At 50.1% G+C, this 21,287-nt stretch carries 20 protein-coding genes and 1 pseudogene; 16 read left to right on the forward strand and 5 right to left on the reverse strand.

What is annotated here, in order from left to right; all coding sequences use genetic code 11:
* Positions 1-16 precede the first annotated feature (16 nt).
* A complete protein-coding gene (locus DACE_RS09780; RefSeq protein ID WP_006000792.1) occupies positions 17-913 on the forward strand; it encodes a HAMP domain-containing protein in 897 nt (298 codons plus the stop codon).
* A gap of 343 nt (positions 914-1,256) precedes the next feature.
* On the opposite strand, the gene DACE_RS17335 is transcribed toward DACE_RS09780, so the two are convergent.
* Complete coding sequence (locus DACE_RS17335) at positions 1,257-3,701, reverse strand: bifunctional diguanylate cyclase/phosphodiesterase (RefSeq protein WP_006000794.1); 2,445 nt, start codon at positions 3,699-3,701, stop codon at positions 1,257-1,259.
* A gap of 269 nt (positions 3,702-3,970) precedes the next feature.
* Here DACE_RS17335 and DACE_RS09790 point away from each other — a divergent pair, with 269 nt between their 5' ends.
* From DACE_RS09790 to DACE_RS18165, 8 genes are all read left to right on the forward strand, one after another.
* A complete protein-coding gene (locus tag DACE_RS09790; protein ID WP_006000796.1) occupies positions 3,971-4,312 on the forward strand; it encodes a cupin domain-containing protein in 342 nt (113 codons plus the stop codon).
* A 65-nt stretch (positions 4,313-4,377) separates the two neighbouring features.
* Entirely contained in the window at positions 4,378-5,424 is a 1,047-nt protein-coding gene (locus DACE_RS09795) for a hotdog domain-containing protein (RefSeq protein ID WP_006000798.1), read from the forward strand.
* 11 nt (positions 5,425-5,435) lie between these two features.
* On the forward strand, positions 5,436-6,194 hold the full coding sequence (locus tag DACE_RS09800) for an SDR family oxidoreductase (protein WP_006000800.1): 759 nt from the start codon (positions 5,436-5,438) through the stop codon (positions 6,192-6,194).
* Positions 6,195-6,413: 219 nt separating this feature from the next.
* Positions 6,414-6,911: a DUF2938 domain-containing protein gene (locus tag DACE_RS09805; protein ID WP_006000802.1), complete on the forward strand. Its 498-nt coding sequence runs from the start codon at positions 6,414-6,416 to the stop codon at positions 6,909-6,911.
* 163 nt (positions 6,912-7,074) lie between these two features.
* On the forward strand, positions 7,075-8,007 hold the full coding sequence (locus DACE_RS09810) for a bile acid:sodium symporter family protein (protein ID WP_006000803.1): 933 nt from the start codon (positions 7,075-7,077) through the stop codon (positions 8,005-8,007).
* A gap of 22 nt (positions 8,008-8,029) precedes the next feature.
* Positions 8,030-9,289, forward strand: coding sequence for a cytosine permease (gene codB / locus DACE_RS09815; protein ID WP_040366872.1), 1,260 nt, complete (start codon positions 8,030-8,032; stop codon positions 9,287-9,289).
* Positions 9,290-9,332: 43 nt separating this feature from the next.
* Complete coding sequence (locus DACE_RS09820; RefSeq protein ID WP_006000807.1) at positions 9,333-9,680, forward strand: DsrE family protein; 348 nt, start codon at positions 9,333-9,335, stop codon at positions 9,678-9,680.
* 22 nt (positions 9,681-9,702) lie between these two features.
* Positions 9,703-9,870 (forward strand): hypothetical protein, encoded by a 168-nt coding sequence (locus tag DACE_RS18165; RefSeq protein WP_155809088.1) that lies wholly within the window; start codon positions 9,703-9,705, stop codon positions 9,868-9,870.
* Positions 9,871-9,903: 33 nt separating this feature from the next.
* Here DACE_RS18165 and DACE_RS17340 read toward each other — a convergent pair whose 3' ends face one another.
* Positions 9,904-11,769, reverse strand: coding sequence for a rhomboid family intramembrane serine protease (locus DACE_RS17340; RefSeq protein ID WP_006000809.1), 1,866 nt, complete (start codon positions 11,767-11,769; stop codon positions 9,904-9,906).
* A 232-nt stretch (positions 11,770-12,001) separates the two neighbouring features.
* Between DACE_RS17340 and DACE_RS09830 the strand changes: the two genes are divergently transcribed.
* The gene (locus DACE_RS09830; RefSeq protein WP_006000811.1) at positions 12,002-12,472 is read left to right on the forward strand and encodes a GNAT family N-acetyltransferase; all 471 of its coding nucleotides are present in this window, start codon (positions 12,002-12,004) and stop codon (positions 12,470-12,472) included.
* A gap of 82 nt (positions 12,473-12,554) precedes the next feature.
* Complete coding sequence (locus tag DACE_RS09835) at positions 12,555-13,151, forward strand: LysE family translocator (RefSeq protein WP_006000813.1); 597 nt, start codon at positions 12,555-12,557, stop codon at positions 13,149-13,151.
* 1 nt (position 13,152) lies between these two features.
* On the opposite strand, the gene DACE_RS09840 is transcribed toward DACE_RS09835, so the two are convergent.
* The 3 genes and pseudogenes from DACE_RS09840 to DACE_RS09850 all read right to left on the reverse strand — a co-directional run.
* A complete protein-coding gene (locus DACE_RS09840) occupies positions 13,153-14,718 on the reverse strand; it encodes a diguanylate cyclase (protein WP_006000815.1) in 1,566 nt (521 codons plus the stop codon).
* A gap of 5 nt (positions 14,719-14,723) precedes the next feature.
* Positions 14,724-15,698, reverse strand: coding sequence for an ABC transporter substrate-binding protein (locus DACE_RS09845; RefSeq protein WP_006000817.1), 975 nt, complete (start codon positions 15,696-15,698; stop codon positions 14,724-14,726).
* A gap of 193 nt (positions 15,699-15,891) precedes the next feature.
* Positions 15,892-16,119: pseudogene (locus tag DACE_RS09850) on the reverse strand (indolepyruvate ferredoxin oxidoreductase subunit alpha); the annotation flags it as partial.
* Between the two features lie 196 nt (positions 16,120-16,315).
* Between DACE_RS09850 and asd the strand changes: the two are divergent.
* The 5 genes from asd to DACE_RS09875 all read left to right on the forward strand — a co-directional run bounded on the left by asd (position 16,316) and on the right by DACE_RS09875 (position 21,040).
* The gene (asd, locus tag DACE_RS09855) at positions 16,316-17,200 is read left to right on the forward strand and encodes an archaetidylserine decarboxylase (RefSeq protein WP_198912576.1); all 885 of its coding nucleotides are present in this window, start codon (positions 16,316-16,318) and stop codon (positions 17,198-17,200) included.
* A gap of 168 nt (positions 17,201-17,368) precedes the next feature.
* Complete coding sequence (locus DACE_RS09860; protein ID WP_006000823.1) at positions 17,369-17,803, forward strand: VOC family protein; 435 nt, start codon at positions 17,369-17,371, stop codon at positions 17,801-17,803.
* Between the two features lie 62 nt (positions 17,804-17,865).
* A complete protein-coding gene (locus tag DACE_RS09865; RefSeq protein WP_006000824.1) occupies positions 17,866-18,219 on the forward strand; it encodes a DUF4870 family protein in 354 nt (117 codons plus the stop codon).
* Positions 18,220-18,315: 96 nt separating this feature from the next.
* The gene (locus DACE_RS09870) at positions 18,316-18,870 is read left to right on the forward strand and encodes a hypothetical protein (RefSeq protein WP_006000827.1); all 555 of its coding nucleotides are present in this window, start codon (positions 18,316-18,318) and stop codon (positions 18,868-18,870) included.
* 301 nt (positions 18,871-19,171) lie between these two features.
* Positions 19,172-21,040 (forward strand): methyl-accepting chemotaxis protein, encoded by a 1,869-nt coding sequence (locus tag DACE_RS09875; protein WP_006000830.1) that lies wholly within the window; start codon positions 19,172-19,174, stop codon positions 21,038-21,040.
* Positions 21,041-21,287 lie beyond the last annotated feature (247 nt).

Here is a 21,287-nt window from a genome sequence, read left to right on the forward strand (position 1 = left end):
ATATCATGGGGGGATCATGTTTAAAAAAATCAGTGTAAAAGTAACCGTTTATGTTAATGTCCTGCTGTTGATCGTCATGGTTGTCGGGGCCTGGTTCATCGTGAGTCAGCAGAGCCGGCATCTTGAACAGCAATTGCTGGAACGGGGGAAAATAGAAGCTGTTCTCGGCGCACGTTTTACCGGCCGCATTCTCGAAGAAGCCATTGATAACGGCGTGTTCAGTGTCAAGGATGCGTTTGACACCGAGTATGAAGAGATCCCCGGATTTGAACCGGCAAAATATCACACCCGATACGATTTTTATCTGGATAAGGCGCTTCTGGCCATTGAAGATGAATTTCTTAAGGATGAAAGTGTCGTTTTTGCTGTTGCAGTTGATGTGAATGGTTATCTTCCTACGCACAATACCCTGTATCAGCAGCCGATTACCGGTGACGTTGAAAAAGATAAAACCGGAAACCGCACCAAGCGGATTTTTAACGACTCGGTCGGTTTAAGCGCGGCACAGAACCTCGAAGAGGGTTTTCTCCAGGTTTATGCTCGTGATACCGGTGAGACAATGTGGGACATTTCGGCTCCGATTATTGTGAAAGGGAAGCACTGGGGTGGTTTCCGCATCGGATTTTCGCTGGCCAAGGTGAACCAGCAGAAAATGGTGCTGCAGCAGTCGCTTATGATCATGTTGATGGCCATTCTGGTGATTTCCATTGTTGCTGTTGTCGTCACTGTTGGTCGAGCTCTTAAACCTCTTGAAACCCTGACACAGGCAGCATCGGATCTGGCCGACGGCAAGGTGGATGAGGTCATTACGGCAGAATCGACGGATGAAGTTGGTAAATTGGCCGATGCACTTGAACGGCTGCGGGTCAGTCTGAAAGCGGCAATGGATCGTTTGCGCAAGAAAAATTCGTAACGGTTCAGGGCGATTTTATAAGAAACAGGGCCGGTGCATCATGCGATGTGCCGGCCATTTTTTTAAAGAAAATTCGGATAAATATCGAAATTATCCAGGGCGTCGACGGTTTTGTCCAATGTTGTCGCGGTGTGTCTTTAATGCCCTGCATAACAATACGCCGATGAATTATGAGCAGTACATCAACGGTCGATCAGCTCTGTTGAATCAATGGGACAAGTCTCTGACGGATGAAGCCACAGGCGTCTAAAAAGGCAAGAAGGACGTTCTGACTTGTTCAATATCCAGCTAGCGGGCGTGCTCAATAATATAAATAATGCGGCAGGTTGATTGAGAAGTCTCACTACACGCGGTCCGGTTTTTTACTCAGGGTCTGCTTCAGATCCAGATTACTCCTCAGAAGAGAGGTGAAATCTTCTGCGGGCAAAGGTCGGCTGTAAAGGTAGCCTTGAAGGATATCGCAGTGGCATTTTTCCAGAAAGTCCAGTTGCTCGACCGTTTCAACCCCCTCCGCGACAGTGGTTAAACCCAGATGATGCGCAATATCGACAATACTGACTGCAACCGCGGCAGAACTGGAATCTTGTGCAACGTCACGAATAAAAGAAGCATCAATCTTAAGGCAGTCAACGGGAAAGCGGCGCAGGTAGTTCAGGCTGGAATAGCCGGTGCCAAAATCGTCGAGGCTTAAAAGGACTCCTCTCTCTTTGAGCGCGATCATGGTTTGGACGGCGCCTTCCGGATCGTCCATGATCATACTTTCGGTGATCTCAAGATCGAGTAGATCGGGGTGTAATGTTGTTGTCTCTAAAATAGTGTCAACCACGTCGCATAAATTCCCATGACGGAACTGTCGTGATGACAGGTTGACGGCCATCGTGATGGTTGGTAATTGTTGTTGCTGCCAGCTTATGGCCTGTTGACAGGCTTGCTCCAACACCCAGGTTCCAATTGGAACAATCAAACCGGTCTCTTCGGCCAGTGGAATAAAGTCAGCAGGCGAGACGAGGCCGCGCAATGGATGTTGCCAGCGGATTAACGCTTCGCAGCCGACAATTTTGCCGCTTTGCAATGAGACTTTGGGCTGATAGTGAAGTAACAGTTCTCCGCGTTCCAGTGCCTGACGCAAATCTTTTTCAAGCTCAAGAATTTTTACCGCATGTTGATTCATATCACTGGAGTAGAAGGTGAAATCGCCTTTGTGCCGTTTTGACTGGTACATGGCCAGATCCGCATTACGCAGCAATGTGATGCTGTCATTGCCATCGTTGGGGAACAGGCTGATGCCGATACTGGCTGTCACAACAATATGGTGGTTGTCGATATGGCAGGGGGAGCTGATCTCTTTAAGCAGGTCTTGCATTAACGGGATGAGGCTTTCCTCGTTGTTCAGGTCACCTAAAACCAGGGCAAATTCGTCACCACCGAGACGACTGACGGTATCTGTTGAACGGACGTGTTGACAGAGCCGCTTACCAATCTGACAAAGAAGTCGATCCCCTTGATCGTGTCCCAGGCTGTCATTGATGACTTGAAAACGGTCAAGGTCGATCAGCAGGACCGCAACAGCATGATGTTGCCGCATGCCCTCTTCAATGGCGTGGTCTAAACGGTCGAGCAACAGGGTGCGATTGGCCAGGCCCGTAAGCTCATCGTGGGTTGCGAGGTGTTCCAGGCGTTGTTCCGATTGCAGTTGGATCGCACGACTGTTTTCAAGCCGCTGTGTCATGGTTGTGAAGGTGGCGGACAATTGTTCGATTTCAGCAGGCTGGCAATACTGAGATGGTAATTGCCAGGGCTGGTCCTGACCGAAATTGTGGCTGGCTTGTGCCAGAGCTGCTAGGGGCTTGACCAAGGTGTATTGGCCGAAAAACCGTGCCAGTAGTACGCTGAAGAGGATAACCACCGCCATCACGCTGAGGTTGATTTTCCATTCCAGGTTTGCCGGGGCTAAAATCTGCTGTTCGGGAATACCGGCCCACATAAAGAGATAGGGTGTTGTTTGAGAATTGAGGTACATCGGATAAAATGCCAGGCGTTTTACCCGACCATCGGAAGCGACTGCACTCACCAGTCCGGGATCACGGGCCTGTTGCGCCGCTTGCCAGCTTTCGGCTGCGATGGGTTGGCCAATCGGATGTGTTTCTGAATTTTCAGGGTGGTAAAACAGACGGAGCCCATGATGGTCTGTCACGGCAATAAAAGAGCCCTGGGGAAGACTTGCGTGTTCAAGTAAATTGGTGAACGATGATACGGCAAGAACGATGGTCAAAACTCCTTTGACCTGATTATGGCTGTTGCGCACCGGCAAGGCGAAAGGGAAGGCCGGTTCTGTATCGCCAAGGCGGGTAAAAATAAACTCTCCCGCAGAAAAGGACTTTTTTTGCAGGGCATCACGAAAGTGTTTGCGGTCAGCGAGGCTGATGGCATTGAATGGGCGTGCGGAGGCAACGACTTGACCACTTTTGTTACAGAGCGTGATGTTGAGCAAATTCGAACTGTGGCAGATGATCTCATGAAATAACTGTTTGCACGCGGTTGGGTCTTGAGATTGTACGGCCTCTGTCTGTACCAATGTTTTTAATGTCTGGCGTGCTGCTTTTATTTCCCCTTCCTGATGTTCGACCATGCTGCGGACAAGGATCGTCATCTGATGTTCGGCCTGAACGATGGCGTCACGGCGTTGCTCCCGTCCCGCATGAATAATTAGAACCAGGGCGGGTAAAACAGCGACGACGGTCAAGACCCCCAGATAGGTACCAATGGACGCGGCGCGGATGCGGAACATGTTTTTCCCCTTGGAGGAGCAGGCAAAATAAACAACAATTTAATAAAATTAGATAGTTTAATCCTACCTGCTTTTGTTGATTATAAAAGTTATAAGGACGTAAAAATCTTTTTTTGTGACGATAACTATTTTTGAGGGCCTGCCATTTTCAAACAATGGCGTTATTCTTTTGAGGTACAGATGGACGAAATGGTTTAAACAAAACGGGTGGCACAAATTTTTTACTATGCCGAAAATGTTCCATTCGTAGAAGCTACAGGGGGAGAAAAGTGTCTGTTGTATCAAAACAAACTGCGCAACATTATGTCTGGGGTGCCGGTTGCGATGGCTGGCATCTTGCCGCCTCAAAAAACCTCAGTGTTATTCAGGAGCTGGTTCCGAACGGGGCATCAGAGGTGCGCCATCTGCATAACAAGGCCGAGCAGTTTTTTTACGTGCTTCATGGCATTGCCACGCTTGAAGTGGCTGGAACGATTCACACGCTGAAAGCCAATGAAGGTTTTCATGTTCCGGCTGGCGTACCGCATACGTTGAGTAATCAACACGAAGAGGATTTGGAGTTTCTGGTGGTGTCAACGCCGCCGAGTCATGAGGATCGCGAAAATGCCTAACGCCTTATTTATCTGTTATTCTATGTTCTGTCGATTTGACCTTGATGTTTTTTTAGGAGAATCCCATGGCACGTCCTATTGATACCGCATGTCATCGCACCATCCCTTTAAGTACTGATGCCGACTTACGCCGCAGCTACATGGTGGTCAATGAACCTCTGGTCGGCAATGTGCGCTTTGGCCGCTTGCTGGAAGATCTTGATAAGATGGCTGAAGACACGGCGCTGAATTATGTGTGTCAGACCTATCCGGAGGCACGGGTGGTCACTGCGGCCATTGATGAGATCATGATCATGGGGGCGGCGGATGTCAATCGCGATATTGTGCTGCATGCCCGGATTAACCATGTCGGGCGCACCTCGATGGAAGTGGGTATTCGTGTCGAGCACCCCGGCGACCCCGGTGTGTATATTGCCTCGTGTTTTTTCACCATGGTAGCCCGGTTGGGTGTTGGTGATGACTCGAAGAGCGTGACGATTCCGCCGTTGGATTACCATGATGAGCTGGAAAAAAAGCATTATGAAAATGCCATCGCCAGTCGCAAGGATTATCGCAGCCAACAGGATGCTGCCCAGGAACCGCCCAGCCGCGAAGAGTACGAGTTGCTGACCAAACTGCATAAGGCGCAGGATGAGCCGGGCTTCAAAGGATTGTTGTCCGGTAAGCTGGTGGCGGATTCCTGGGAGCGGATGTATCCGGCCAAAGAGAATGTGCCGACGACGATCTTTGGCGGCTATCTGATGCGGCGCGCCTATGAGCTTTCCTCGATCTGCGCCGAGCTGGTGGCGCCCAACCGGCCGGTGATTGTTGCGGTGAATCGGGTCAATTTCTTTCATCCCGTGCGGCTGGGAGACAAGCTGCACTACACCTGTCGCGTCGTATATACCGGTAAGACCTCTATTTCGGTGGAAGCCAACATCCGGCGCATCAGCCGGGATCGCACCAGCGAGGCACTGTCCAACTCATGTCTGTTCACCTTTGTTAATGTTGATGATCATCTGAATCCGCTGCCGGTGCCGACGATTTATCCCACCACCTATGCGGAAGATGCTCTCTATTTGCAGGCTTACCGGCGCAGCAAAAGTCCGAGACGGCATCAGCGTAAAAAATAACGGAGATGGGAATGGATCAAGAGAAGATTGCCGTGGTGACCGGTGGGGCTCAGGGCATTGGCCGTGGGATTGTCACAAGGTTGCGTGACGAGGGCTGGAGCGTTGTTATAGCGGATAATGACGGTCAGGCTGTGGAGGAAGCCGTTGCGGCGTTGGGCGGCTCCGTCATTGGCAAGTTGGTGGATGTGAGTGATGAGAAGGCGGTTCAACTACTGTTCTCTTGGCTGGAGGCAACTTACGGTCGCCTCGATCTGCTGGTAAACAATGCGGCGGTTGCCAAAGCCCATGGGACTCCTTTGGAATCCCTGGCGCTGGAAGAATGGCAGCATTTGCTGAATGTGAATCTGACCGGCCCCTTTTTATGCAGTAAATACGCCGCGCCTCTGTTGCGGCATCCCAGTGGTTCGATTATTCATATTGCCTCAACCCGTGCCGTGCAATCCGAGCCCGATAGTGAAGCGTATGCTGCCAGCAAGGGGGGAGTGGTTGCTTTAACCCATGCCATGGCACTCAGTCTCGGGCCACAGATCCGGGTGAATTGCATCAGCCCGGGCTGGATTGATGTTTCCGCCCTGAAGAAAGGTGCTCACGGCATCAGCCAGTCTCTGAGTCGTCAAGACCATGAACAGCATCCGGTGGGGCGGGTCGGCCAGCCACAGGATATTGCCGCCACGGTTTGTTTTCTCGCTTCAGCTCAGGCTGGCTTTATTACCGGGCAGAACCTGGTCGTTGATGGCGGCATGACGCGCAAGATGATTTATGTAGAATAAAATCTGTTGTTCTGGTGTGCATTTTTTCTATTATATTCTTTGTTTTTAATGGGTTATCAAAATAGTAGACAGCCTGCGCCGCACTCCTTATTATAGGCCTATCCATATGTTTAGAGCGTAATTCTTACGTCTCTTTGCTGAACCCATTTCCCTTTCCCTGCAATACCTTATCCGGTGCTGAACCGGTAGCATCTCACATCACTTATGGAGGGTCTCATCATGAATGAGCTGGTCGAACTTGTTGTCAAGGCATTTCTGATCGGTTGTGGCGCGACTGTGGTCATGGATCTCTGGGCGCTGTTTCTGAAATCGGTATTTAAGCTTCCTTCACTGAATTATGCCTTTGTCGGCCGTTGGCTTGGCCATATGCCCCAAGGGAAATTCACGCACAACACCATTGTTGAATCCCCACCTGTTCGCGGGGAACGCCTGATGGGGTGGGGGGCTCATTATGCCATTGGTGTGGCGTTTGCTCTTGTTCTTCTGGTTTTCTGGGGGCTTGACTGGGCAAAGCATCCGACGTTTTTTCCGGCGATATTCATTGGCGTTGTGACAATTGTTGCCCCATTTTTTTTAATGCAACCCTGCTTTGGATTTGGTGTCGCAGCCAAGAGATTACCTCGGCCAAATTTTTCCCGTCTGCTCAGCTTGGGGTCGCACAGTGCTTACGGTGTTGGGCTTTATCTGGCGGCGTTATTTTGGGGGAATCTTCTTTGATTTGAACCGACCCAATCGTTGGTTGGTTAAGGCCTGAGCGTTGCCAGTATGGACACTGGCTTGTTGTTTCACGGCGGTTTGGCTTATGATGGGCAGGCATAATCCATGTCTCTTTGTCGCATCATGCTGAGAGTGTGAACCGCGGCGTTTCAAAAGGTTTTGTATGCTGGCCATCATCACGATTCTTTTTCCTGTCTGGGCCATTGTCTGTTCTATTGTGGCCTTTTGCTTTCCACAGCCGTTTGTCCTGCTTAAACCCTCTATCGTACCGTTGTTGACATTCATTATGTTTTCAATGGGGCTGACACTGACGCCGGCTGATTTCAGGCGTGCTCTGACGCGTCCCAAAGCCATGGGTCTTGGTGTGGCAGTGCAATATATTATGATGCCTGCGGCGGCCTATTGGCTCTCCCGCCTGCTCGGACTGCCTGGTGATCTGGTGGTTGGCATGGTCCTGGTCGGTAGCGTGGCCGGTGGCACGGCGTCCAATGTGATCACCTATCTGGCGAAGGGCGATGTGGCTTTGTCCATCACCATGACGTTGTTGTCGACACTGCTTTCCGTGCTGGTGACACCTTATCTGACCTTGCTGTATGTGGGGCAGACTGTGCCTGTTCCAGCCTCGGCCATGTTGCTCAGCATTGCTAAAATGGTTGTCATTCCCCTGCTGTCCGGACTTTTTATCAACCGAGTGCTCGGTGAGCGACGTCACCGTATCGAACCCTGGTTGCCTTTTTTGTCCATGGTGGCCATCGTCACAATTATCGCCATTGTCGTTGCCCTGAATCAGGCCAATCTTACCCAGGTCGGGCCGCTGGTGTTTGTTGCGGTGATCCTCCATAATGGTTTTGGTCTCGGCGTTGGCTACGCTGCAGCACGTCTGGTTGGCTTTGACGGCAAGATAGCCCGTACCATTGCCATCGAAGTCGGCATGCAGAATTCCGGTTTGGGGGTGGCTCTTGCCAGTCAATATTTTGCGCCGCTTGCAACGTTACCCGGCGCTGTGTTCAGTATCTGGCACAATATCTCCGGATCTGTTCTGGCCGGTTTGTGGTCGCGTGCTGACAAACAACAAAATGAGGCACAACCTCGTTGAAAGGCGATGTAAACAAACCGTTATGAAAGACTCAGCGGATCAAACGTATAGTGATTTTTCACATCAACCCGTTCCGCGGGATTCCCGGCGCGGGTTCTGGTCGATGTTGATTGTCATGATGGGGTTTACCTTTTTTTCCGCCAGCATGTGGACCGGCGGGCGGCTGGGTGCCGGGCTGACGGCTGAACGCTTTTTTCTCGCCGTGTTGGGCGGGAATCTTATCCTTGGTGGTTACACTGGCGCTCTTGCCCACATTGCTGCGACAACCGGCCTGTCAACACACCGACTCGCCCATGCTTCGTTTGGTGTCAAAGGCTCATGGTTCCCCTCAGCCTTGCTGGGAATCACCCAGGTGGGATGGTTTGGAGTCGGTGTGGTGATGTTTGCTTTGCCGGTGCAGAAGGTGACAGGAATCAATTTATATCTCTTGATTGCTGTTGGCGGGCTGCTGATGACCACCACAGCCTATTTTGGTATCAAGGCATTGGCCTTGTTAAGTCTGGTTGCTGTTCCTGCCATTGCCTTGTTAGGGATGTTTTCAGTTGAAGAAGCGGTGCGCAGTACCGGGGGGATGGCGTCCTTGCTGGCCATTACCCCTGAGCAGCCACTGAGCTTTTCCGTGGCGCTGACTTTGTGTGTCGGCTCATTTATCAGTGGCGGAACTCTGACGGCCGATTTTACCCGCTTTGCCCGCACCAGTCGCACGGCGGTGTCGACAACCGTCTTGGCATTTTTTATCGGTAATTCACTGATGTTTGTGTTTGGTGCTGTCGGTGCTGCGCTCTATCAGCAAGCTGATATTTCCGAAGTGATGTTGCGCCAGGGCTTGATCGTTCCGGCCATGCTGGTGTTGGGCCTGAATATCTGGACAACCAATGACAGTGCCTTGTATGCCTCGGGGCTGGCGTTCGCTAATATCAGCGGGCTGCCCAAAAAGGCGATGGTGGTGGTCAATGGAACGCTGGGATCTTTGGCCGCCATGCTGTTGTATGAGCATTTTGTCGGCTTTCTCACATTGCTGGGCGCCTGCTTGCCACCGATTGGAGCGATCATTATCACCGATTATTTTATGCATGAGAAACAACGCTGGCACGATCAGGTGGTATTCGACGCAAGGGTTCGCTTATCTGCTGTTGTGGCGTGGCTGGCAGGCTGTGCTGCTGCACAGTTATTGCCGGGGTTGCCACCGCTCAACGGATTGTTTGCTGCCGCTCTGGTGTATTTGGCTTTGGAATGCACGCTAGGTCGTTCACGGTCATCCGAAAATTTGACACCACCCTGACTATCACTGAAGAACAATTGCCCCCCCCATAAGGAGTTTGTCCATGAAAAAGATAGCGCTGTTTGTGTTCAATGGTGAAGCGATGTGTTTTATCCATGTGCTGCTCAATGCTTTGGATCTGCAGGAGAAAGGCTATGACGCTAAAATCATTGTTGAAGGTGCTGCGGTTAAATTGATCCCGCAATTTATTGAAGAGGGTAGTCCGCTCAAACCTTTATGGCAGAAATGTTTGCAGGCTGGTGTTGTCGAAGGGGTTTGTAAAGCTTGCTCCGCCAAACTGGGCACGCTGGCCGCAGCCCAAGAGCAAGACCTGACCTTGTTGGACGATATGGCTGGTCATCCCGGTATGGCAGGGTACCGCGATCAGGGGTTTGAAATTATCACGTTTTAAACGTGGGAGAGGGGAACCCCATATGAAAAAAGTCGTGTGTCATTTCCGTTTTCGTTTCGGTTTGACGTTGGTTCTGTTTGGTCTTGGTTTCGCTTTATATCTCTATGGCGGTCAATGGCTGGCAGTTGACCGTTGTCTGGATGCCGGTGGGGTATATGATTATGATCAAGGACAGTGTGTCTTTGAGTGAGGTACGACTATTTCCTGAGCTTGTCATCACTGCTTATAGCGAATTGTTTTGTTTTAGATACTGAAGTTTCTCACTGAATGGCGACTCTGGAAACTGATCCATCACTTTTTGGAAGTATTCTGCGGCGGCTTCGGGAAATCCCATGATGTCGAGTAATCGGCCATACTGATAGAGCGATTTCTCCAGAATCGGATGGGGTGTTGTGCTGTCCTTGCACAAAAGCTCCAGGCACGTTCCGGCATGTTCAAGTTCATTGTGTTGATTAAAGTAGCCTGCGAGGCGATAAAGGTCCTTTGCCGCAACACCTTTGAGGTAGATACGGTAAAAGTCCAAGAACGCTGTTGCAGCTTCAGGGAGGCGATTGTCTTTAATCAATAGACTGATAGCTTTGGGATAAAGTTCAGCTCCTTCGTCGGTTGCACTGTATTTACTTTTAAGCTGTGCCAGGAGCAGTAAAGCCTCCACGTCCTGTGGATTATCTTTCAAAACAAGTCGTAATGAGTCTTCACCCGCCTCCGTATTGATGCCAAGTTTTTGACCGTGGACGCTGGTACTGCCGATTTCAAGATGGCGTTCTTTGAAGGCGTCTCGGCTCAGCTTGAAAAATGTCGCCAGTCCGATTCCACCTAACATGCCACCGATGTGCGTCCAGTGGCCAATCATTGAGGCTTTGCCTGTTAATTGGCCGATCCCACCACTTAAATCGGCTAAAAAAAACAGACCGATAATGACCAAGGCATTGAGACGAACTTTGAGACTGACCGGTAGAATGAGCGAGAAGATTCCCAGAATGGGGAGGGGGAAAACCATACTTTTAAAGTAACAGCGAACGGCATAAATACCCATTATTCCGGCGATCGCTCCGGATGCCCCTAAAACGTGTACCGGTGTGTTGAGAAAAACCAGGTGAATGAACAGCGAGACAAACGCCGCACTCATTCCCGAGAGTAGATAAAAGGCCAAGTAGCGTTTCCAACCGATTCTCTTTTCAACCACGGTTCCAACGGCCCATAGAAACAACATGTTGCCCCATAAATGGGCACCGCTGGCATGAAGAAACATATAGCTGAAAATACTAAATGGCGTATTCCATGCGTTTGGTTTGAGAGGTAAAAACAGCAAGTTATTGACGAGAAATTCGGGATCTGTATTAATTTCATAGAGATAGAAAATCAGGATATTGACCAGGATCAGGCTGTAGGTTACGACGGCGACATCCTCTTTTCTTTTTTCACCGGTGGTGTACATGACCGGCATAAAAGTAATGTGTTCGGCCAGAACTTCAGTGGCAGAGCGGTCCTCCACTGTCGCCTGCATTTTGACGTAAAAAAGAAAAATCACCGGGAAAAACAGCATGAACAAGCCGATAAAACTGCTGAGAAAAGATTGTAGACAGATAATGCCGACGATAACGGCAAACGCTTTTAAAATGAATAGCTGTTCCTGATGCTCATCAAAATAGCTGGCTTCATTGTGGCTTGCCGGGGCGGGGCGGCCCTGCCCTGAAGCGATCTGTTCCTGACGTTGACGGTATTTGCTGAACAGGATGCCGCATCTGGCACAACTTTCCTCTGCTTGGCCGGTTGCTCCGCATTTGGGGCAGGTTGTGCCGTGTGTTTCTTCAGGCAGCAGTTTTTCGGTCTCGTCAGGCGTGTTGTTTTTTTTACAGAGCAGTACGACTTCGCAACGGGCACCTGTTTTATCCAAAACTTCTTTATAGCGCTCAGCGGTTGCCAGGTCGAGTTCCTTTTTCAGGACCACTTTTTCACCGGAAAACAGTCGGTTTAACATCTGTTCGTCGAATTTTGTCAGCTTGGCCAGATTGTTGCGCACTTCATCTTGTTCATAGCCGTAAAGAAGCTTGCCTTGAAAGGTAATGTTGTAAAGAGGGTCCGACATTGATTTTTCTCCGCAGGATAAGACTGTTAAGGTAAGCCTGACGTTATGGACTGTCTGTAGTTTTGAAAAAATATTTTAATATGTAAAATTTATTCTCTTGAATACATTAGCAAATCACCATCTGTCAATTTTTTTTACACAATTCGACATTTGGTGCAGAATGGATCTGTTCTTTTTTAGTGGGCTTTGATGAGCGAAAAGAATATTCGGATCATGGTGTGGAGAATGCCAAATGGATTTTTCAGAGATTAATAGCGCGCGTGCTGAGGATATTGCCCGGCTGGCTGTCTGTCTGACCAACGAAATTATTGAGCGTACCGGAATCAATCATTTCGACGTCGATGTACCAAAAGCTGCTCGCCTGTGTCGGGACTATCTGGAAAACGGTCACTACACTGTGATTGCTGCTTTGGAAGGTGAAGAGGTTGTCGGATTTGCAGCGCTGTGTGAAAGTTATTCACTTTATGCGGAAGGGGCGTTTGGCATTGTTCAGGAATTTTATATCCTGCCAGCGTATCGTTCCCAGGGTGTCGGGCGGCAGTTGATTGAAATGGTGCGGGGTGTGGCTCGGCAAAAGAACTGGACGCGTTTGGAATTATGCACCCCGCCAGTTCCGGAATTTGAGCGGACTGTGGCATTTTATCGGGACAATGGCTTTGAAATCACCGGTGGCTACAAGATGAAATGTGCTCTGAGTGAATAGCTATTCCACCATAAAGCAAAAGAGCGTATGATTCAGCGGTTGTTTTTCTCTGATAACTTTTCGAATCTGAAGAGTGAACGTTATGACGTTTGATACGTTTTTTCTGTGGCTGGTCACCTTGCTGCCCATTGTCATCAGTCCCGGTCCGGCCAATATCCTCTTTGCTGCTTCAGGCAGTACATTTGGGGTCAAGGGAACCGTGCCGTTTTGGTTAGGGGCAAACATGACCGGAATGGTGCAAAGCCTGACGGTCGGTTTTTGTATCGACTATATCGTTTCGGTGTCACCACGCATCCTCGACGGCATCAAGTATGCCGGTGTGTTGTTTCTACTTTATCTGGCGGTGAAGTTTTTTAAGATGTCCTGTCGAAAGGGACAGATTCTTAAACCGCTGACATTTAAAGATGGTGTAATTGTCGAGCTATTGAACGCCAAATTCCTACTGGTTCCCACCATCATGTTTTCCCAGTTTTATACCCCTGGTCCTGGAAGCACACAGCGTGTTGTCGGCCTGGCTGTGGCGCTGCTGCTGTTGACGTTATCGACCAACATGATCTGGATCGTTGGTGGCAATTCGCTGGCGACTTTGGTTGCCAATGAGCGCCATCAGAAGGCCCAGGGCGTTCTGTTTGGTTTATTGTTGACGGCTACAGCGATGTGGCTGGGTTGGCAGGGCTGACCTAGGCGATCTTGACACAGTTGCGTCCTGCTTCTTTGGCTTCGTAGAGAGCTTTGTCCGCCAGATTGATCAGTTCCATCCGGTTGATTTTATCCCCTTCCTGCAGACTGGTGATCCCGATACTGACGGTAATATGATCTGCTGTTGCCGAATAAGCGTGCTGCACCTGGAGTTTTTCCACCTGAATTCTGATCTTTTCTGCAACCTGAGCTGCGGCGAGGTCGTCGGTTTCCGGGAGCAGGCCGATAAACTCTTCTCCTCCATAACGTGCGGTACAATCGCGAGGCCGAGTGATGCGTGTTTCAATGGCTCCGGCAACAGCGGTTAACGCGACATCACCCGCCAGATGGCCATAATGGTCGTTGTAATCTTTAAAGTGGTCAATATCGATCATCAACACGGCAAGAGGCGTTTTCGAGCGCTGGGCGGCTTTCCACTCTTTTTCATAATAGTTCATAAATTTTCGTCGGTTGTAGAGGCCGGTTAACGGATCCCGTTCGCTGATTCTCATCAGCTTTTGTTGCGCCAGGTAAAGTTTTCGCCGACTGACAAACAGGTAGCATGTCAAAAGGACAATGATGGCCATGGCGACCAGAACAAAACTGGACTGGGTTTTATATTGTGTCCAGATATCGGTAAGGCGGTATTCGGGGATTCGGTCGAAGGGGGGCAGACGCAAAGTACGCATCAGATTTTCAACCTGATTGTAGTCTGCCGGAGGTGAGAATCCGCAGACACCAAAGGGCAGCTTGCCGTCAGGAATCCGGTGCATTTGCAGCAAAGCCGAGAGCACGATACTTTGATCTTGCTGCGAAACATGCCGCAACGCAGCAATGGGCCATTCCGGATAAAGATGCGTGGAAACACGTGCCGGAAAGTCTTTAAATGGTTGTTCGTGGATGATTTTAAATTGGGAAAAAGCGATTGTTCTTTCCTGCACCATCCGCTCCAAGGTTCCTGCCCTGGCAAACCCCACATCGGCTTCTCCGGTTTGCACCGCTTTAACCACGGTGTCGTGTGGGAGTCCAGTAATGACAAAATGATCCTCCGGGATCACCGGATAATGATGGAGATGCAATTCATACTGCTGCATTTGTGCCGCACCGAATGCATGTAAAAAGGGAACCGCTACCCGACACGTACTGATATCGGCCAGGGTGTTGATCCGGTTGTTGTCTGCTTTGACGAAAATTGTTCCACCAAAACCGGACAGGGGGGTCTGACGTGTGCCGCGAATAACGGTGGCAAGAGGGGCAGAAAGCCCATAACAGTTGTGGAACCGGATATATTGAGCCGGATTGGTTAACACAAAGTCAATCTGGCTGTTGCTGATGGCTTTTTCCAGCTCGTCTTTCTTCATGGGCTTGATCACCACATGGTGCAATTCCGGATAGATTTTTTTCAAGTGGTCGGCGAGTACCGCCCAACGTTTGGCCGACGTTGATTTGGGCTGGAACGACAAAACACCGATTTTGATTTGACTCAATTCTATGGCCAGGGGCTGAAGAGGGCAGAGTGTGACCAGTAACAGGCTGACCGCGAGCATTTTCGTAAAAAAGGATGCCATCTTCATTACTCCTGGGGCCCTGGCAGAAAAGAACTGTCAATCAGACGCTCGCAGTTCACGTGTTGAGGGAGAAGTTCTGCCTGCTGCATTGTACTGATAAGCGTATCAAGAGCTTGATGGCTTTTTTTTGTGTTCGGTGTGAGAAAGCCGATGTTGCATTCCAGGCTGGGGAATTTCACTTTGCGCAGAACTTCGGCAGTTTGTTGAACGGAAAAACCAAGCAGGGGCGCAATGCGGTGCAGAGTGTCTGGATCGTTTTGAGTCAGCTTGGTTAAAATGTTGAAGTGGCATTCCAGCAGATGTTGAAGCGCTGGACGAAATGATTCGCACCGATCACTGCGGACAGCGAGAACATCTCTGATGGTATTGGGAATTTGCCGGGAATCAAACAGACATGTCGCGTCTTGATCAATCCCTTTCGCCAGAGGGAGGTATGTGAGCAGCGCATCAATGGCTGGTTGTTGCCACAGCTGCCCATGATTGGCAACAATGCCATAACGCAGGTCGATATCTAATGGGGTTAATTCGGCTTTATCGAGAATGGCGCTCAGAAGCAATTGGCTCAGGGCCGATTGTTCCATGCCGATGGTTTTTCCCTTTAATTGCTTAAGGCTGTTGATTTCCGGTCGCGTCAGGAGGATATCTGCGCCGGCAGACACATCAAAGATAAGAACGACTGTCAGGGGGATCCCTTCCTGACGTAGTTGAAAAACTTCATCAAAGGTCAATGCTGCTGCATCAACTTTGTTTTGCCGCAACAGGGCTGCAGATTCTGAAAGGGATGTACTGTGAACCAGAGTGACGAGGGTGGGGTCAAGGAGGTGTTCCTGTTCGCTCAGTGCCAGGGATTCGTAGCCGATCCAGTGATGGACGGCGACTTTTATTGCAGGGGTAGACGGTTGCCGGGAGTTTAGCGCGAAAACGCAGAGGAGAACCACTACGGATAGTATCCACAAGGATGACTTCGTTGTCATGTTCATGGAATCTCCTAATAATGGTGCAGGATGTCACTATTATAAACTAATGAGGTCGTATGTCACCAATTAATGTTGTGGTGTGTCCGTGGCATTGGCTTGAAACAACATTTAAATTGCTGAAGCAATAAAAAAGCCACAGGCTTCACCGGACGGTGACGGCACTGTGGCTTGGGGAAGTTTTCAGTTGTTGTTTGCCCTAGTGGGCGTGCTGATAAATACAATCAACCGGGCAGGCATCCGCACAGGCTCCACAATCGATACATTCCTCTTCATTGATCAGACGTTTGCCGTTGTCTTTGGCTGAGATGCAGTCAACAGGACATACCGGTTCACATTCGCCGCAAGCTGTGCAATCTTCTTCTAGGATTCTGTAAGACATCTGTTGAGCTCCTTTCCGATCTGGGGATGGCGGGGTGAGTTGTGAATAGCAGGCTTTTGTTGGCGCCTGATTCTGGAAGTATGCAAAACATTTTTGTCAATGCAAGCCTGTTGGTTGCTCCCGCCAAAAAAGAAAGGTCGTAACGTGACTTTATTGATGACCTTTTTTCGCTACTCCAGTAGGTTAAGCGTGGTTTGTTGACATCTGAATGATCTTAGAAACGATAAAAGGATGGATTGCCTTGGATAGTATTGAATATTTTGATCGACAAAACGGACAGCTTTGTCGCGAAACCGTAATGGGTGACGCTGCGATTAAATGGGCCTATCAAACCATGAGTGGCCAATGGTGCTCGCAGCTTTTGTTTGGCACGTCTTGGCTTAGTCGTGCTCTGGGCTGGTATTTCGATTCACCGTTGTCCAAAGGTAAAATTGATTCGGCCATTACCGATCTCAACATTGATGAGAGCGAGTTTGCCGAGCCCAGAGAAACGTTTGCCAGCTTCAATGCTTTTTTTACCCGCAAGCTCAAAGAGGGGGCCCGCCCTTTTTCAGAGGACCCCGCCCATTTTTTGTGTCCGGCAGATGGTCGTTTGCTGGTTTACGAGGACATCGAGGGTGATAGCCTGGTTACCGTGAAAGGGGTGGAAGATCGGTTGGATGCTCTGTTTGGCCGACCGATGGCTGAATTTTGCGGAGGCAAAGTCGCCGTGGTGCGCCTGTGCCCGGCAGATTACCATCGCTATCACTTTCCCTGTGATGCAACGGTGGCGGATTCGGTAGCCATTGCCGGGCAATACCATTCGGTCAATCCCATGGCCCTGAAAGCCAAGCCGCGGGTTTTCTGTGTCAATAAGCGCTCCTACACGCTGCTGGACAGTGATCGGTTTGGTCGCGTGGCATTCATGGAAGTGGGGGCGTTTGGTGTTGCCGGGATTCATCAGACCTATCAAGGCAAGAGCGTTGAGCGCATGCAGGAGAAAGGCTACTTTGATTTTGGTGGTTCTACCGTGGTGCTGGTGTTTCTGAAAGATGCCATTGTTTTTGATGACGATCTGCTGAAAAATAGTGCCGCTGGAATCGAGACGCTGGTCAAAGTTGGCGAGACGATCGGTCACCAACCGTGAGCAGGTATTGATGATGCTAACCATCAGGGGCGTTCATCATTTTTGTGGTGAGCGCCCTTGGTGCATTTAAGAGAAGGGGAGCCAAAAAACAGCTCTTGGCGCACCTTTTGTCGGTTGACTTTGTTGATCTATCCAGCACCCTTATAGATGAACTGACAAGGAGGGGCTATGGAATGTTTACTGGATCATATTGCGTTGAATGTTGAAGACGATGACCGGATGCTGGTGTTTTATACGGAGGTTTTAGAGTTACCAAGTGAGCGTTTAACCGCCTATCGTGCCGGGAAGGTGCCGTTTGCCTCGGTGCGCCTCAATGCCAATACCATCATCGATCTGTTTCCCAAAAAACTGTGGGCCAAGCAACCGGGGCAACAACGTGGGTTGTTGAACCATTTGTGCGTGGCGGTGAGCAAAAGCCAGTGGCAGGCATTGCATGAGCGTTTGCTGGAACATCAGGTGGAGATTGAAACCGGGCCGGTGCCACGCTGGGGTGCACATGGTCAAGGGACATCGATCTATTTTCGTGATCCGGAAGGAACTCTGCTTGAAGCGCGCTATTATGAGTCGATGGAGCAGGAGCGCGAGTGTCTGCTCGGCTCGTAATTTTTATGTTGCTTCCGTGGTCGAGCAGGGAAGCGTTGACTCGCTATTGAAGGGAGCGATGAATGAGTGACGGAACGATCGTGGAGAACAAGAGCAGTGAAAAAACGGCAAAGTTGATCTATATCCTCTACCTGGTGGGGATTGTCCTCGGTATCACAGGGATTATCGGTGTCATCATGGCCTATGTGTATCGTGGCGATGCGCCGGTCTGGCTGCGCAGCCATTATGATTTTCAGATTCGCACCTTCTGGATCGGAGCCTTATACATTTTTGTCGGTGGTCTGCTTTCGGCCTTTCTCATCGGCTATTTGCTGTTACTGTTTTGGTTGGTCTGGTTGGCTGTGCGCTGTGCGAAAGGCCTCAAAGCCTTGGAAGAACAGCAGGCACCGCCGAATGCCGCAAGCTGGATCTTCTGACCAATACAAGAATTTCCCCGCGTACGTTAAAGAAAAACACCTGGTATGCCGATAAACAGGCGAGTGCTCTGTTAATTCTTAATCAAGGAGTCCGCCATGTCGTCCGTGTCTGCTTCGTCTCTTTCTTTTACGCGCCTTTCCGTTGCTGATTTAACCCCTTTGAATGATTTTGACAGCATCATAAAGTTTGATGATGCGCTGTCCAATATTCAATTACCTGCCGAGAGAACCAGCGAAGAGATCGCTGCGCAAATCGCCCGCCAGAATGAAATGAAGCTGTTTGCCGTGTTCCAATCGAACGGTAAAATTGTCGGTAACGTGTTGGAAAACGGCTGGAGCCGTATGGAGAGCAATGCTGATGGCAGGGGGACGGGATCGATCTGGGACGATATCTCGCAATTCGGCTTAACAGGTCGTGACGCTGCAGAATATTTGACGCAGCGTCTTGCCGACCAGTTGCGCGAGCGTTATCCCGATCTTGAAGTGCTGTCTTTTGATGCCGCACAGGCACCGACCAGCGGCGACTACCAACATCAGCTGGCCGCCGGCAAAACGTTTTCCGCGCAGATTCCCACTGTGGACGTTGCCCACCATCAGGCGCAAACCAGTTATGATTTGTTCAGCGCTTTATTTCTTCAGGATGATGCCTGATCTCTCTCTTTTCTAACGTTAGTTTAAAAAACGCCGTCTTTGTCATAGCGCAGGACGGTTTTTTTTGTTTCCACCCCCCCCCCACTTTTCGTTGCGCTTTGCACACGTGGATTATCTCTCAAGTCTCATTTTTATTTTCTTTGATATTCAGTGCAAATAAAGCAACAGCTCACCGTATTTTTTTTCACATGAAAGTGAGGCACTTCCATTTAACTTCCTGAAACTTCGGCTAAACTAAGTGGATAGGTGTTTGAACGAACATTCGCGCTGGGTGCGACTTACAAAAGTGGGGAGAGAGTTTATGAAAAATTTGTCAATCAGTTTTAAGATCTGGATTCTGGTGACTGCCGTCACCTTGTTCAGCTTTGTCGTCGGAATCTTTGGCTACAATGCCTTGAACAATGTCGGCAGTCTGGCGGTCGAACAGACCGGAGCGGTGATGATGGAGGGACATCGTGACAAACTCAAGGCGTTGACCGATGGGATGGCGATCACCTTGGGGGAAGCGATTCAATCTCTGGACAGTAAAGAGGAGCAGATTGAACACCTTCGCACACTGAATACGCCGGTGGCGTTTTATCCCGATAAGTCCGGCTATTTTATGATCTATACCACCCAAGGGTTGTTGGTCTCTCTTCCGCCTAAACGGGCACTGGAAGGTAAAGACTTAATCGATCTGAAAGATGAAAATGGCGTTTATATTATCCGCGATCTGGTCAAAGCGGCCAAGTCAGGTGGTGACTTTAGCGAATATGTCTGGCCGAAACCGGGCAGCGAGGTGTCGCAGCCGAAACTGAGTTATGCCACTTTGATTCCGGGCACCGATTTTCTCGTCGGCACCGGGATTTATGTCGATGATGTTGATGCGCGTAAAGCTGAGTTGTATGCAGAAATTAATCATACCACCAGTCAGGCCCTGTGGTGGGGGCTTGGAACCGTTGTGGTCTGTTTTGTCGTGATTATCCTGCCGCTGGTCTTTGTTCTGTTGCGCCAAATTGTGCGTCCTTTGGTGGCTCTTAAAGGGGTGGCCAACCAGATTGCCGATGGCGACATGGCTGTTGATATTGACCACAGTTCCGGTGATGAAGTCGGTGAATTGGCGAAATCACTCAAGTTGATGGCCGCCAACCTGAAACAACATGCCGATCTGGCCGCTGAAATCGCTGAAGGTAATTTTGCCGTTGACGTGCATCTGGCCTCTGAACGGGATCAATTTGGCACCTCTATGAAGGCCATGGTGCACCAGCTCACTGATTTGATCGCTCAGATTCGTGCCGGCGGCGACCAGATCAGTTCTGCCAGCTCTCAAGTAGCGGACTCCAGTCAGACCCTGTCGCAGGGGGCAACTGAAACAGCGGCCTCTCTCGAAGAGATCAGCAGTTCCATCAATGAGATGGCCTCACAGACCCGCCATAGCGCCGATAGTGCCAACACTGCCAGTCAGTTGTCCAGTGAAGCGAGCAAGGCGGCGGCATCCGGTGGTGAAAAAATGCGCGCTATGGTAGCGGCAATGAATGAGATCAATGACGCTGGACAGAATATCAATAAGATTATCAAGACCATTGATGAGATTGCTTTTCAGACCAATCTGTTGGCGCTGAATGCTGCTGTCGAGGCTGCTCGTGCCGGTCAGCACGGCAAGGGCTTTGCAGTCGTTGCCGAAGAGGTGCGTAACCTGGCGGCGCGCAGTGCCAAGGCGGCCAGTGAAACTGCTGAATTGATCGAGGGGTCAGTGGCCAAGACCGAGAATGGCACCGAAATGGCCCAACAGACCTCAGCAGCTTTGGAAGAGATTGTTGAAGGCATTACCAAAGTCACGGATCTGGTCGCTGAAATTGCCGCGGCCAGCAACGAGCAGGCACAAGGCATCTCTCAGATCAACCAGGGGCTGGGGCAGATTGATGAGGGCGTCCAGCAGAATACGGCCACGGCCGAAGAATCGGCGGCTGCGGCAGAACAGTTAAGTGCTCAGGCCGCGCATCTTAAGCAATTGTTGAGTCGTTTCAAGCTGGCCGGACAGGCTCAGGCCTTTGTTGAGCCGGCTCCTCAGCCTCAATACCAACCGACAGTGTCGGCTGCCAAGCCATCCTCAACCAGCTCTTCCGGTTGGGGAGGATCTCAGGCTACTGCGCAAATCAGCCTTGATGATGACGAATTCGGCCGTTTCTAAGATCTGTTTCGCAGCCGGGACAACCCGGCTGCGAAACAGATGCTTTGTTCTTTTCTCACAGAGAGTTTATCTTTGCCGTGAATCTCTCCCAGGCTTTTCGTGGGTATTGAAAAAGTCCCCTCCGGGGGGCTTTTCATCGATGCAAGTCGAAAATGCGATTTCCCTCTTGCTTATAAAATCAAGGATTTGAAAAGCTGTCCTTGATTTTTGTCTTCAGCCTATGGGGTCTACAGGTTGCCTTTCAATA

The sequence above is a fragment of the Desulfuromonas acetoxidans DSM 684 genome (assembly GCF_000167355.1).
GTDB classification, from domain to species: Bacteria; Desulfobacterota; Desulfuromonadia; order Desulfuromonadales; family Desulfuromonadaceae; genus Desulfuromonas; species Desulfuromonas acetoxidans.